Genomic DNA, 12,514 nt, shown 5'->3' on the forward strand with positions numbered 1-12,514 from the left:
GACGCTTTTGAGCTAATGACTCGCTTTGCTTGAACTGTAAACATCTTGAAATTATTAATCTCTTGATAAATCTTGATTATGGGGTCAACATAAGAATTACTCAGGATAAACAAGACGCCTTTCGAATCTAATTCAATACATACATCTCTGAGTCTTATTTGCTCTAGGAAATTGAATCCCTTTGAAGAATATGCTGTGAAATATGAGGTATTACCCACTGGTGCATAAGGTGGATCGAAATAGCATAAATCTCCTGGTTCCGAATATTCTACAATATATGAGAAATCTCTGTTTAAGATTTCAACGTTCTTTAATACATGACTTGCTGCTCGGATTCGGTCTTTAGGCACTATTGTTGGATTGTTATGTGTCCCAAAAGGTACGTTAAATTCTCCTTTTGAATTCACACGGTATAATCCATTAAAAGCGGTTTTGTTAAAATATAGAAAAAGTGCAGCCGCCTCTACATCTGTGAGCTTCCCCTGATTTAGATGGTCACGGAGTTTGTAGAAAACATCTTTTTCGTGGGGATATTGTTGAGCTTGAGATATTAGCTCCTCTGGTTTATCTCTAACAACAATGTAGAAATTAATTAATCTAGATATTATGTCGTTAATTGAGCCTGTCTTGGGCGTTATATGGAAGAAAACAGCTCCGCTTCCGATAAATGGTTCATGATATGTTCTTTCTTTATGATCCGAAGGAAATAAATCAATAATGTCAGGGATGCGCTTTCGTTTTCCACCTGCCCATTTCAATATAGCGTTTACCATTGGATGCTGTTGATACTACGAAGATACAATAAAATAGTTTTTCACCATAATGAAAGACGTAAGCTTTTTTCATTAATCCGGGCCAAATAGTGAAAGCAGGGATTGAACCATCTGAGCTTCTAGGTCTCGTTCTTTTAATACTTTTTTTCGTTGTTCTTTTATCCTTCTACCCAGGTAATCCTCCGTAGAACTTCTTTCCACGCAAGTGATTTATTTCAACATAATTAAAAAATATCTTGATTTGCGAGATTCAGGTATTCGTCAATTGATAAATTTATGTACTATTGAAGGTATTCTATCTATTGGCGATTAAAGTGGGTATGCGTAGTGCAAAAAAAAAGCCTCTGACTAAAAAAGAGAGAGCGGAGAAAAGAAAAAAGCGCAAGGAAAAACGGGCATCTAAATGAATTCTCCTTCATAGCTTTATCTCCAAATTTCTTTGCAGGAGTTAGATTCCCTCGTGCTCGGAAGGCCCCTTAACGAGTGTTCCAGGTCTTTTCATCTCTAAAATTTCATTTAACCCGATCAAAAGTTACCATACATTTAGCCAAGGAACATACTTACAGCATAAGATCATAGAAACCCTTTCGACACCAAATCAGCTACTGTGAGTTTTCCAGTATGTAGGATTGTCGCGATGAGCACACCGGACACTCCGAGGCTACTCACCTTCTCTAGATCCTCGATGCCCCGTATACCTCCTCCAGTCATCACACCAATCCTAGTCTCCTCTAAGATATCCACGATGACCCCCATATTGATCCCTTGCTCCGAGCCCACCCTCGCCAGATCGAGAACAATAATATTGGTGACTCCAAGCTCCTCGAGAGCCTTCACCAGACGTGGTGGGGTCATGGAGCGTATCTTTTCGGATTTGCTCAATAATTCTCCCCCTTTCAGATCGATGCTCACTATCACTCGATCCTCACCCAGAGCCTTAATCGCTTCCCCCACAAAGCCGAGGCCGGTGAGAGTCTCAGTCCCGATGATTATTGTAGACGCCCCTGCTTCAAGTACCCTCTCAGCCTTCCCGAGATCGTTAATTCCAGCATCTACCATAAGGGAAAGTTCAGTTTCCGAGCAGATCCGGGAAAGCACGGAAAAGTCCTCTTTGTTCCCTAATATGGAATCAAGGTCCGCCACGTAGAGCTCGTGAAATCCCTGTGAGGCGAAGACCTTGGAGAGCTCTAGGGGATCGGGTGAGGACCAGAGGATGCTATTAAGAGGCCGATATTTATTTCTGTCTCCGTGCATAGCATGAACAGCAATGCCGTTCAAGAGATCCAGTACTGGTATGATCTTCATTGGCATCTTTCCAGATGCAGAATCTCTGTGCTACTTGATAAAAAGCTTGAACCTTTCCGCTCTAGGTTCAGAGGACTCCTGAAATGGTGAATATCCTCGGTTTCGACGTAGGGGGCGTAAACACCAAGGCCGCCTATGTGGAAACTGATGGAGACTTAGTAGTTAAGGGCAAAACCGCTTCTCAGTATTTCCCCATCTGGAAAAGGTCCTTGGATCAACTCCCGGTTATGTTGGATGGGCTTTTAAAACAACTTAGGGGACCCTCTAGACTTGACGGTGTCAGTCTGACAATGACCGCCGAGCTGTCTGATGCCTACAGGACGAAAAGGGAGGGCGTCAACCATATCTTGGGATCTATTGAGCAGATCCTCAACGGTATCCCCTGTTTTGTACTGGACGTTAACGCTAAATTAAGGAGCTTGGAGGCGGCAAGGAGTGATCCTCTAGCGGTCGCTGCGGCCAACTGGGTTGCAACAGGTTGGATGGTTTCCCAGAGAATTAGAGATTGCATCGTGGTTGATATTGGGAGCACCTCTACTAGTATCATCCCCATAGTCGACGGGGAGATTGCCGCAAAAGGGAGGAACGACCTAGAGAAGCTTATGACCGGGGAGCTCGTGTACACAGGCTCTCTGCGGACCAACGTTGCGTCCATAGTGGACTCCATAAAGATTCGAGGCGGTAAGGCAAGAGTTTCCTCTGAGCTCTTCGCCCAGTCGGGAGATGTTCACCTCATCCTAAGGAACATTAGAAAGGGAGACTACACCGTGGAAACTGCGGACGGAAGAGATGTGACAAGGTGTGAGGCTATGGCACGGCTCGCCAGGGTTATCTGCGCCGATATCGAGATGCTCAGCGAGCGAGAGATAGTTGACGTAGCTAACCAAGTTTACAATAGACAGATTGAACAGGTGGGGGAGGGGTTGGAGCAGGTTAGAGCTAGATTGAAAACTAATTATGAACATGAGCCCCCAGTTGTAGTGACAGGGATGGGCAGAGAGTTTCTAGCGAAGGCCGCGGCTCAGAAAGTCGGGTTCCAAGAGATCGTCGACCTTGGTGACGTAATGGGTGCCGATGCGGCTCTAGTCTCCCCTTCGGTCGGCGTCGCCCTTATGGCAGCCAGCAGACTCGAGGGAATGACTGTACAATGGATGCCACAGTAAAGATCGGGGGAAGCTTGGCCGAGGAACCGGCAAAATTAAGAGCCCTATGCTTGGAACTTGGCAAGGTGGCGGGCACACACAGAATTTCCGCTGTGCCTGGGGGAGGAAGGTTCGCCGATGTTGTGAGGGAACTGGATGAACGATATCATCTCAAAGGCACCATCGCTCACAACTTGGCAATTCTCGCCATGGACCAGTATGGAATTCTACTGTCTAGCCTAACCCCGAACTCCCAGACTACCTGTACGCTGGAAGGGGCTAAGATGCATTCAAAGGCAGGGCTACTACCCATACTCCTACCATCAAGGCTGATGTTCCGGGCGAACCCTTTGCCACACTCGTGGGTGGTAACCTCAGACTCAATAACCGCTTACATAGCTGGAGAGCTGCTCTCAAGGAAGCTTATACTGGTAACCAATGTGGATGGTGTCTACACTAGGGATCCAAAAGATGACTCCAGGGCAGAGCTCATCGAGGAAATTTCTGCAGCCGAGCTCTTAACACAAAACATCAGAACCAGTGTGGATACATATCTGCCCAGGATCGTCTCAGAGCAGCGGCTGGACTGTTATGTCGTTAACGGGAGGTATCCTGAGAGAGTCCGGAAAATACTTGAAAATGAGCTACCTAGGTGCACGCAGATCAGAGCTTAATTGAACCTTGAAGGCAGCGGATCTCCTCCACAAGCTCTCTCACTGCCTCCCTGTAAACGGCGCCTCTCAGACGATCCTTGTCACCACAGACCGCCTTCCTAACCCCCACTATATCAGCTCCGAGGTCAAATACTTCTCCCAAGTCTTTCCGGTCCAGGGATCCAGCTAGGGAAACCGTCAAACCGAGTCCATGCGACTCTTCAACGAACCCCCTCAACTCGTCAACTGATAGGAGATCAAAGAGACCTCCGTGGGTCTTAACGTTAACGTCGATCATCACTCCATCAGCTCCAGCTCCGTGGGCCAACGCTGGAACCTCTAAGGGACTTAGACACCCGATCTTTTCGTAGTCAGCGTAGCCTGCAGCGATCACCTTTGTAGATTCGCAATACTCTTTGGCGGCCCTGCAGACCTCTCCTATTAAAAATGCGGCCTCAGATGGGGTCTTCACTCCGAAGAAACTTGCCTTGATATAGTCGGCCCCTGATACAGTTGCTCCGAGGGCTGCTAATGAGGATGCCCCGGGGAGGTTGGGGAGATCCCCGATGGTAGCGCTCACCTTTATCTCGTTTGGGACCACTTTCCTGATCTGTTTGATGACCCAAGGGAAATTTGCTCCCAAGGCCCCCTCGTCTGGGTTTTTAACATCAATGATATGGCCGCCACCTTGGACCGCCTCCTGGGCCTCAATAATGTTCTTCACGCTCACTAGTAGCTTCATGGGTTAACCGATCACGTGGGGAACGATCTAGTTGCACGTTTAAGAGGTTTGCATCTTGTATCTATGAGGCGATTGCATCATTTCTCTGACCTTTCCAGCACTTGGGATTTCACCTTCTTCAAGGGAAGATGCTTTTTGAGATAGCAAGAAACAACTTCCTCGTTAAAGGTTTTGCATGAGAAGACGTCGATGCAGACACCGTTACCGTCGTGGAAGGTGTGGATCGCAATGTGGGACTTATCGATGATTACAAAGCCAGTCCACCCTGGGTTCTCCGGTAATCCTTCGACAACTAGGGGTCCGGCCAGGATCTTCATCCCAATCAGAGCGGGGAGTTCCGTAAGGATGCGTATGCCTACCTCCTTATCGACCCTGTGATGGAGGACGCCGTCTATGATTAAGTGTACGCCGATCATCTCAGGATTCTAAAGAAGTGCCAGGAGACTAAAAAGGGATGTGCGAGGATCCAGCTGGGCTTCAATGTATGGACCTCTCACTCTCTGGGTCTCATAAACGGAGTCCCCTTTGAGTCCTCTATACACATCATATTGGGTAAAATGGTGTTGGACTTCCCTCTGCACGCGCTACCTGTTTCAAGGATATATCAGAAGATTATAGCCTAAGAATAGTCGAAAGGTATATCTATGGGCCATTCATTCTGTCATCTGATGAGCGAGACAGGCTTCGATGAATCACTATGCTATGAGTGCGGGCAACCCCTTTTCCTCAATGTTGAGGAGTGTAAGGCGTTCATCGAGAAAAAGCTCCAAGACGGATTCATAGTATGTAGTTGCTGTGGCATAGAAGGACAAGTCAGGTAAAAATAAAATAAGGTCAGCCGTACACCGAAAGAGTTCTAGGCTATAGTAAAAGACTCTGATAACCTCTGCCAATCCTCTTTGTCCAGCATCCAATCCACAGCCCCAAGATTTTCCCTAAGGTGAACAGGATTAGAGGCCTTTGGGATAGCAACGACATTCTCCTGGGAGATGAGCCAGTTCAATGAGATCTGAGCGTGGGTTCTATCATATTTCTCAACCAATTCGTCGAGAACCGAGTTTCCCGGCATCGCAAGCTTGCCCCTAGCCAACGGCGTATACGAAATCAGAATAATGTTGTTCTTCTGGCAATATGGAAGGATCTCGTCGCGGGGATCTTGATTCAGTAGGCTATAATGGACTTGGTCAGCGACCAACGTGTGCTCTTTAAGGTGGGACTGGGCCTCAACTATTAGTTCAGCAGAGAAATTGCTTACGCCTATCTGTCGGGTCCATCCTTCCTCGGCGCAATACTCTAGGGCGCCCATAGTCTCCTCTAAGGACACCTCAGGATTGGGCCAGTGAACGAGGTAGAGATCCACATAGTCCTGTCGGAGACGCTTGAGACTTTCCTCCAATGAAGCTATCAGGTCATCATGCCTGAGATGGTTGTGCCAGACCTTGGTGGTAATGAATAGTTCTCGCCTTTTGAATGGCTCGATCGCATCGGCGACTACCTCCTCAGAGTGGCCTGAAGCGTAGCGCTCCGCTGTGTCGATGTGAGTAATACCCAGTTCGATGCCGAGCCTAATCGCCTCGACATCCTTCTCATCATCCGAAATACCAGCTACTCGTCCCTCACCCATGCCAAAGGTGCCTAGGCCCAATGCCGATATTTTGACATCTTTTGTTATCTTCTTAAAATTCATAGATGTCCCCCTGACATGTTTGAAAATAGTGTGTGATATGTGTTTCGAGGACGCACGTACAAAACATAATAAAATGATCCTAGCAACCATCGATGAGAGGACCGGAGAGATTACAGGGATTAGCAGACTCAATCTGATAGAAGCCTAAACTTCGCTAAAACCCTCAAATCCAATTCTCAATTTTCTAAACTGATCAAGGAGTCCGTGGTTTCTTTGGAAAGTCCAGTATCTCCTCGCACCAACCGGCTGTAGATTGTAGTTCCTCCTCTCCATAGGGGAGCCCTATGAGCTGTATGCCTAAAGGTAAACCTTCTCCTGTCAGACCGCAGGGAATCGTGATCGCGGGGAAGCCACAGAAGCTCCAGGGAGCATTGAACGCCGGGTCTCCCGTGGATTCAAGCCCTAGGGGGGCAGGAGTGACTGATGAGGGGGTAAGGAGAAAGTCTACCTCTCCTAGAAGATCCCTGACTTCCATGGTAAAGATCCCCCTAAACCGCTTAGCTCTGAGATATGCCGAAGTAGGGATTAGGAGTCCCGCCTCTATCTGGCTCCTCATCCAAGGCTTGTACAAGCCGTTACTATTCCTAAAGATCTCTTCATGGATCGATGCAGCCTCTGCGGCGAATATGATGCTATGAGAAGGGTGGACATATCCGAAGCTCCGGGGTAGCTCTAGATCAATGACCTCAGCTCCCGAGTCTTGAAGCTTGCCTGCCGCGTCCTTAAGCCCTTCCCAAACCAATTCATCAGCTTTTTTTTCGTAGTACCCCCTTAATAGCCCCAGTTTAGGAGGTTCGGGGTAAGGTTCAGGTTGATGCTCTATCCCCGATAGCACATTAAGTATAATTGTTGCATCCTCGACGGTTCTGGTGAAAAATCCGACATGATCGAGGCTCCAGCTAAGGGGAAAGATACCCCGGCGACTGATAAGGTCATATGTAGGCTTAAGTCCAACGACCCCACAGAAGGCAGCGGGGCGTATCACAGATCCCCCGGTTTGGGAGCCTAGAGTGGCAGGGCACATCCCTGCGGAGACCGCAGCCGCAGAGCCGCTGCTGGAGCCCCCCGGGGTATGCCCGATGTTCCAAGGGTTTCTGGTGGGTGCGGGATCATGTGCAGCGAACTCTGTAGTCTCAGTTTTCCCAGGAATCACCGCTCCAGCCTCCCGGAGAATTGCGACTGTCTCGGCGTCATACTCCGGGACATAGTCCGCGTAGATCTGGGAGCCCATGGATGTCCTCAGCCCCTGGGTAAAGTAGATATCCTTAACCCCGATTGGTATCCCATGGACTTGGCCCCTGAGGGATCCATTCACAGCCTCCTTGGTCCGCTCCTCCGCATCGGAGACGGCGCGATCTTGATCCATGGTGACCCAAGCTTCAAGAGTGGACTCGAGATCCTCAATGCGTTGGATGATGGACTCGAGGAGATCCGTTGGAGTGAGAGTACCTTCTCTGATAAGGCGGGAGGACTCTGAGATAGTGAACTCGTAGGGCTCCATTACTTGCCCTCCACTAGATCCGAGGAGGGATCGTCTCCAGGCTCCAACTCTAAGCCCTGGACCTTCCAAATGGATTCTGACAGACTCTCGAGGAGAGGTCTGAGCTTTTTTGCCTCCTGCTGGCCGTAACTCTTCTCCGCTCTGCTTAGCAACCCCTCTAGAATCAATTGTTTCTCCATGTCTTAGCGTCCCTTCTCTAGTTCAGCCTCTGTGATACTTATCGTTGACGCAGCCACGTGTGCGTTAATTTTAACGTAGAAGAGACTACATCTATGTTCGTTGATATATCTTGGAGTATGAGATCAAATATAATCCCAGCTATTCGATGCTGGTTTTGGATCTAGATGATGGAGAAAGAATCACAGGGGAAGCGGGTTCGCTAACCTATATGACTCCCAATATTGAAGTAGAAACTCGTACTAGAGAGAAGAGTCTATTTGGGACACTCAAAACTAGCCTCTTAGGCGGTCAAAGTCTCTTCGTAACTGATTTTACGTCAAGAGGAGGTAAAGGCCAGATCGCCCTCGGTGCTGCTCCCATTGGAGATATAAAAAAGTTTGAAGTAAACCCAAATCAAGGTTGGATCATCGAGAGATCTTCTTATTTGGCATCCTCGAATCAGGTTGAATTAGATATCAGATGGGAGGGGTTCAGTAGGGGTCTCTTTGGACAAGGCCTCTTTATGGTCAAAACAAGCGGATCAGGAGACCTGTTCATTAATACATTTGGAGCAATCGATGAACACAAACTCGGGCCTGGAGAAAAGCTGGTTGTTGACAACTTTCACCTAGTTGCCTTCAGCGATACCTGTAATTATCAAGTCAAGAAGTTTGGGGACTGGAAAGAGACAATCTTTAGTGGAGAAGGTCTAGTTACTCACATTGAGGGCCCAGGGGCAGTCTATATTCAGACTAAAAATCTCAGAGAATTTGTTGACTGGTTATGGGTCTTAATCAGGCCTAGAATCTCTGCGCATAAATAGTTGGTTCCCACTGAGCTCGTCGCATACCCAACTGAGGAGAATTCAGATCTGAGTATAATCATTATAAATCATATTTAAATTCGCTAATAGTTTGGAGAGGAAGACCCAAGGCCACAATACATCCCAGATTTTAGAGCCGGCACGCGTGGTCACCGTGGCCTCTTGGCATTATAGGGAATATGTCCATCGGAATCAAGAAGAACCTATCAAAGATATATCCGAACCTAAAGAAGAGTTACTCATCGAGATCACTTAAAACAGTTCACCTATATATTTTTGACCGACCACTAGGAATTGTTTGAGCCACACGGGAAACCCTCTTAACCAGCGCAGAGAAATACAGATGGATAAAACATGCCTTTAGTAGAGATCAAGTGGTGGGCTGGCAGGGACAACGCAACCAAGGCCAAGACTATCGAACTAGTGACCAATGCGATATGCGAAGCATGCAATTGTAGCCCAGATGCCGTTACCGTTATCATCCAGGACTTCGACAAGGCCGGTTGGGGTAAAAGCGGAAAACCTTCGGGCTAAACCAGAGCCCATTTTTATTTTTTCAATCCATTCCAGTTCATGCTATTAGGTTAGCCTTGTCAAGTTTCCTACGAGCATCATAAATTACCATAAACATATAGCAGAAAGAGACACATGGCGAATGAACTTCATGCTGACCAAGATTAAGGCAAGCTACGTGGTTGGATTCGATGGTGTAGGCCACAGGATAATCCGGGACGGCGTCGTTGTCTACGAGGATGACCTGGTCCTATATGTTGGGAAATCATTCAGAGATCCAGTGGATGAGACCATTGAGGCCCGTGGACGCCTCGTCTGCCCCGGCTTTGTGAACATCCACGCTTTGACGAGCCTGTGTATCACCCATTTCCGCACAGACGGATTGGGAACGAAAAGACAAACGAGCTCTAAGGAGACCATGCTTAGGGGTCTCAAGAAGCCCAAGGTATATTTTGAGGGGAACGATCTTGACGTAAGTGTCCGTTTCAGCTTCGCTGAGCTCCTTAAGGGAGGTGCAACCACAATCTGTGAGATCACCAGCTTTGGGACATCTGGGTTTCAACCCCCTCGTGGGCAAGCGGAGCTCTTCGTTGACATCGCGGGAGAGATGGGGGCGAGGGCCTATATCTCTCACCCCCACACAGATATGCAGCTCTATACCAACGATGATGGCTCGACCTTATACTATTTAGATGAGGAGGCGGGGTTGAGGGCTCTCGCAGACGCCCTTACGTTCTGTGATGATTACGAGGGGGCTCACGACGACAGAGTGAGGACAATGCTGTTCCCATACAAGTTCGATGCCTGCTCCGAGGACCTCCTCCGTGAGACGAAGCGCGCAGCCCTGAAGAAGGACATCCCCATTCATATGCACACCTCCCAATATCTCCCAGAGTACTATGAGAGCCTTCGCCGCTACGGGAGGACCCCCATCCGCTTCCTCTATGATATCGGGTTCTTGGGTCCAAAAACCATCATCACACATGCCCTATATACCAGCATGAACCCGGTTTCCCCTGCCCCCGACACCGTCATAGGGGATCCCCGCGACATTACCATGATGGCGGAGAGCGGGGCCACCTTAGGACACACCCCCATGATCTGGGCCAGGATCGGGCTGATGCTTCACACATATGCCAAGTACCGGAACGCAGGCATCAATATAGGGATAGGCACTGACGCTTTCCCCATGGACATGATAATGGAGATGAGATGTGCAGCCCTTTTAGGAAAGATCGCGGATAGGCACCGGACCGCTGTTACAGCCAGAGATGTTTTTGATGCCGCCACCCTAGGGGGCGCAAAGGCATTGGAGAGGGATGACCTAGGACGCCTCTCCCCAGGGGCGAAGGCGGACATTGTGGTGGTAGACCTCAGGGGGATGCATACGGCTATGAACGACGATCCCATCAGGACCCTTGTCTACTTCGCGAGTCAAAGGGACATTGAGACGGTCATTGTAAACGGCAAAACTCTGGTAGAGGACCGGAGAATCTCCGGTCTCGACGAGGAAAAGCTCTCGGCTGAGGCGAACAAGGTGAACCAAGCCTGGAAGGAACGGAGCGGCACAGTCTACGCTGAGTCCTACCAAGAGTGGGCGGGATATTAAGTTGGCAAAGGTTTCCGTGGACACTCTCGTCCTCGGAGGCACTCTCCTCCCTATGAACCGAGCTGGCACAATTCTTAAGGACGGAGGCCTCGCCATCACCGGCGATAGGATTACAGACGTTGATTATTGTCACAGACTTAGGAAAAAGTACACCGCGGAAAGAACTATCGATGCCCGGAGAACCGCGATCATCCCTGGGCTTGTAGATACCTATGGTCATGCAGGCCACGGTCTCATCCGGGGGCTATATCACCCTATCCATGGCTGGCCAGCGGGCCATCTATATTGGCACGCCACTACCGACCGGTGGTGGTACGCCGAGGCCCAACTCGCCGCCACCGAGCGTCTCAGCTTTGGAGTCACTACCGGGGCATCTATCATCGGGTCCACTCCTGCTCGCACCGATAGTCCTATATTCGCAATTAGAAACGCAGAAGCCTACTCCAAAGTCGGCATAAGGGCTGTGCTAGGAGTAGGCCCCCCGGATCAATTCATTCCCCACATCCCTACACCGTGGAGCGGCACCCACTTTGAGGGCGGCCAGTGGTTCGAGAGGACCTTCACCCACGAGGATGCGGTCGCCAACTCCGTGGAGGTCATCAAGAAGTGGCACAAGGGTGCAAACGGACGAATCAAGATAGCCCTCGCTCCGGCTTACCTCTTCGGACGCCACACGAATCGAGGCAGATTCGCTTATGAATACAAGCCGGAAGACATCCCCGTTATGGTGGAGAGAGGTGAGGAGATGAGGGAACTTGCAGACCTTTACGGGGTCCAGATTCATACTCACATCTTCGCGGGATCAGTTGAATTCGCCTTGGAAAACTTTGGAGAGGAGACAGTAGATGGGCTCCTAGGACCCGACGTGGTGGTGGCCCATGGGAACGGTCTTAGCTCCCGGGAGGTGGAGGCCCTAGGCAGGAACCAGTGCGGCGTCGCAACCGCTCCCTCCACCGCCGAGAACGTCTGGTACGGCTACCCCCCGATCATGGGGTTACTGGAGGCGGGAGCAAATGTCTCAATATCCACCGACGGTTCTGCTCCCCGCTTCAGTTTTGACATCTTCAAAGACATCCACCGAGCAATGTGGCACCAATGGATGATCCACGGCACTCAGACTGTACTCCCTGTGGGAAAAGCCCTCAGGATGGTCACCATTGATGCTGCAAGAGTCCTCGGCATGAGTGATGAGGTCGGCTCCCTAGAGCCCGGGAAAAAGGCTGACGTTACTCTGGTGAACCTTGATAAGCCCCACCTCTCCCCGGAGACTTTTGTCCCAAATCTTCTCGCTTACTATGCCAACGGCAACGACGTGGACACTGTTATGGTAGATGGAGTGATTCTGATGGAGAAAAGGGAAATCTTGAGTATTGACAGGGAAAAAGTAATGAAGCTTGCTCGGGAGGAGGCCGAAAATGCTTTTGATCGAGTAGACCTAGAGAAATACAAGGAGGCGGACCACAATTTCTGGCATGGGATCCACTACGAGGAGTAATGATCATACCTTCCGATATCCCCGTGACGGTCTACAATGCTGCGCTTGACACCCATGTGGGATTATGGATGACGCAAATACACACCTCAAAGCTTCTAAGAATAAGCCCATG

At 49.4% G+C, this 12,514-nt stretch carries 15 protein-coding genes; 8 read left to right on the forward strand and 7 right to left on the reverse strand.

Going from position 1 to position 12,514, the window contains the following annotated elements:
* Both QGG23_05975 and QGG23_05980 read right to left on the reverse strand, forming a co-directional pair.
* The coding region (locus QGG23_05975; GenBank protein MDP6048973.1) for a DNA adenine methylase at positions 1–773 on the reverse strand (773 nt) is incomplete at its 3' end.
* Between the two features lie 573 nt (positions 774–1,346).
* Complete coding sequence (locus QGG23_05980; protein MDP6048974.1) at positions 1,347–2,084, reverse strand: HisA/HisF-related TIM barrel protein; 738 nt, start codon at positions 2,082–2,084, stop codon at positions 1,347–1,349.
* A gap of 77 nt (positions 2,085–2,161) precedes the next feature.
* On the opposite strand from QGG23_05980, the gene QGG23_05985 reads away from it, so the two are divergent.
* Positions 2,162–3,241, forward strand: a complete 1,080-nt coding sequence (locus QGG23_05985) for a hydantoinase/oxoprolinase family protein (protein ID MDP6048975.1) — start codon at positions 2,162–2,164, stop codon at positions 3,239–3,241.
* Positions 3,226–3,894 carry a delta 1-pyrroline-5-carboxylate synthetase gene (locus tag QGG23_05990; protein MDP6048976.1) on the forward strand — a complete coding sequence of 223 codons (669 nt, stop codon included), beginning with the start codon at positions 3,226–3,228 and terminating at the stop codon, positions 3,892–3,894. Before QGG23_05985 ends, QGG23_05990 begins: the two co-directional genes overlap by 16 nt.
* Here QGG23_05990 and QGG23_05995 read toward each other — a convergent pair.
* Positions 3,884–4,615, reverse strand: coding sequence for a (5-formylfuran-3-yl)methyl phosphate synthase (locus QGG23_05995; protein ID MDP6048977.1), 732 nt, complete (start codon positions 4,613–4,615; stop codon positions 3,884–3,886). The two genes, QGG23_05990 and QGG23_05995, sit on opposite strands and share 11 nt — an antisense overlap.
* Positions 4,616–4,692: 77 nt before the next feature.
* Positions 4,693–5,031 carry an S-adenosylmethionine decarboxylase gene (locus QGG23_06000; protein ID MDP6048978.1) on the reverse strand — a complete coding sequence of 113 codons (339 nt, stop codon included), beginning with the start codon at positions 5,029–5,031 and terminating at the stop codon, positions 4,693–4,695.
* A 252-nt stretch (positions 5,032–5,283) separates the two neighbouring features.
* Here QGG23_06000 and QGG23_06005 point away from each other — a divergent pair, with 252 nt between their 5' ends.
* The gene (locus QGG23_06005) at positions 5,284–5,436 is read left to right on the forward strand and encodes a hypothetical protein (protein ID MDP6048979.1); all 153 of its coding nucleotides are present in this window, start codon (positions 5,284–5,286) and stop codon (positions 5,434–5,436) included.
* Positions 5,437–5,471: 35 nt separating this feature from the next.
* On the opposite strand, the gene QGG23_06010 is transcribed toward QGG23_06005, so the two are convergent.
* The 3 genes from QGG23_06010 to QGG23_06020 all read right to left on the reverse strand — a co-directional run bounded on the left by QGG23_06010 (position 5,472) and on the right by QGG23_06020 (position 7,982).
* Positions 5,472–6,302: an aldo/keto reductase gene (locus QGG23_06010; GenBank protein ID MDP6048980.1), complete on the reverse strand. Its 831-nt coding sequence runs from the start codon at positions 6,300–6,302 to the stop codon at positions 5,472–5,474.
* Positions 6,303–6,495: 193 nt separating this feature from the next.
* Entirely contained in the window at positions 6,496–7,803 is a 1,308-nt protein-coding gene (locus QGG23_06015) for an amidase (protein ID MDP6048981.1), read from the reverse strand.
* A complete protein-coding gene (locus tag QGG23_06020; GenBank protein ID MDP6048982.1) occupies positions 7,803–7,982 on the reverse strand; it encodes a hypothetical protein in 180 nt (59 codons plus the stop codon). The genes QGG23_06015 and QGG23_06020 overlap by 1 nt, the downstream gene beginning before the upstream one ends.
* Positions 7,983–8,092: 110 nt before the next feature.
* Between QGG23_06020 and QGG23_06025 the strand changes: the two genes are divergently transcribed.
* From QGG23_06025 to QGG23_06045, 5 genes are all read left to right on the forward strand, one after another.
* Positions 8,093–8,785 (forward strand): TIGR00266 family protein, encoded by a 693-nt coding sequence (locus QGG23_06025; protein MDP6048983.1) that lies wholly within the window; start codon positions 8,093–8,095, stop codon positions 8,783–8,785.
* A gap of 91 nt (positions 8,786–8,876) precedes the next feature.
* On the forward strand, positions 8,877–9,041 hold the full coding sequence (locus QGG23_06030; GenBank protein MDP6048984.1) for a hypothetical protein: 165 nt from the start codon (positions 8,877–8,879) through the stop codon (positions 9,039–9,041).
* Between the two features lie 98 nt (positions 9,042–9,139).
* A complete protein-coding gene (locus QGG23_06035; protein ID MDP6048985.1) occupies positions 9,140–9,319 on the forward strand; it encodes a tautomerase family protein in 180 nt (59 codons plus the stop codon).
* A 121-nt stretch (positions 9,320–9,440) separates the two neighbouring features.
* The gene (locus QGG23_06040) at positions 9,441–10,907 is read left to right on the forward strand and encodes a chlorohydrolase family protein (GenBank protein MDP6048986.1); all 1,467 of its coding nucleotides are present in this window, start codon (positions 9,441–9,443) and stop codon (positions 10,905–10,907) included.
* Position 10,908: 1 nt separating this feature from the next.
* Entirely contained in the window at positions 10,909–12,402 is a 1,494-nt protein-coding gene (locus QGG23_06045; protein ID MDP6048987.1) for an amidohydrolase family protein, read from the forward strand.
* Positions 12,403–12,514 lie beyond the last annotated feature (112 nt).

This window comes from Candidatus Bathyarchaeota archaeon, assembly GCA_030739585.1.
Taxonomy (GTDB): domain Archaea; phylum Thermoproteota; class Bathyarchaeia; order TCS64; family TCS64.

What these genes read in the sequence shown, in the direction of transcription:
- QGG23_05995 (MDP6048977.1), bottom strand. Translation starts at nt 4,615, where the DNA reads ATGAAGCTACTAGTGAGCGTGAAGAACATTATTGAGGCCCAGGAGGCG.
- QGG23_06040 (MDP6048986.1), top strand. Translation starts at nt 9,441, where the DNA reads ATGAACTTCATGCTGACCAAGATTAAGGCAAGCTACGTGGTTGGATTC.
- QGG23_05985 (MDP6048975.1), top strand. Translation starts at nt 2,162, where the DNA reads ATGGTGAATATCCTCGGTTTCGACGTAGGGGGCGTAAACACCAAGGCC.
- QGG23_06000 (MDP6048978.1), bottom strand. Translation starts at nt 5,031, where the DNA reads ATGATCGGCGTACACTTAATCATAGACGGCGTCCTCCATCACAGGGTC.
- QGG23_05980 (MDP6048974.1), bottom strand. Translation starts at nt 2,084, where the DNA reads ATGCCAATGAAGATCATACCAGTACTGGATCTCTTGAACGGCATTGCT.
- QGG23_06010 (MDP6048980.1), bottom strand. Translation starts at nt 6,302, where the DNA reads ATGAATTTTAAGAAGATAACAAAAGATGTCAAAATATCGGCATTGGGC.
- QGG23_06015 (MDP6048981.1), bottom strand. Translation starts at nt 7,803, where the DNA reads ATGGAGCCCTACGAGTTCACTATCTCAGAGTCCTCCCGCCTTATCAGA.
- QGG23_06020 (MDP6048982.1), bottom strand. Translation starts at nt 7,982, where the DNA reads ATGGAGAAACAATTGATTCTAGAGGGGTTGCTAAGCAGAGCGGAGAAG.
- QGG23_06005 (MDP6048979.1), top strand. Translation starts at nt 5,284, where the DNA reads ATGAGCGAGACAGGCTTCGATGAATCACTATGCTATGAGTGCGGGCAA.
- QGG23_05990 (MDP6048976.1), top strand. Translation starts at nt 3,226, where the DNA reads ATGGATGCCACAGTAAAGATCGGGGGAAGCTTGGCCGAGGAACCGGCA.
- QGG23_06035 (MDP6048985.1), top strand. Translation starts at nt 9,140, where the DNA reads ATGCCTTTAGTAGAGATCAAGTGGTGGGCTGGCAGGGACAACGCAACC.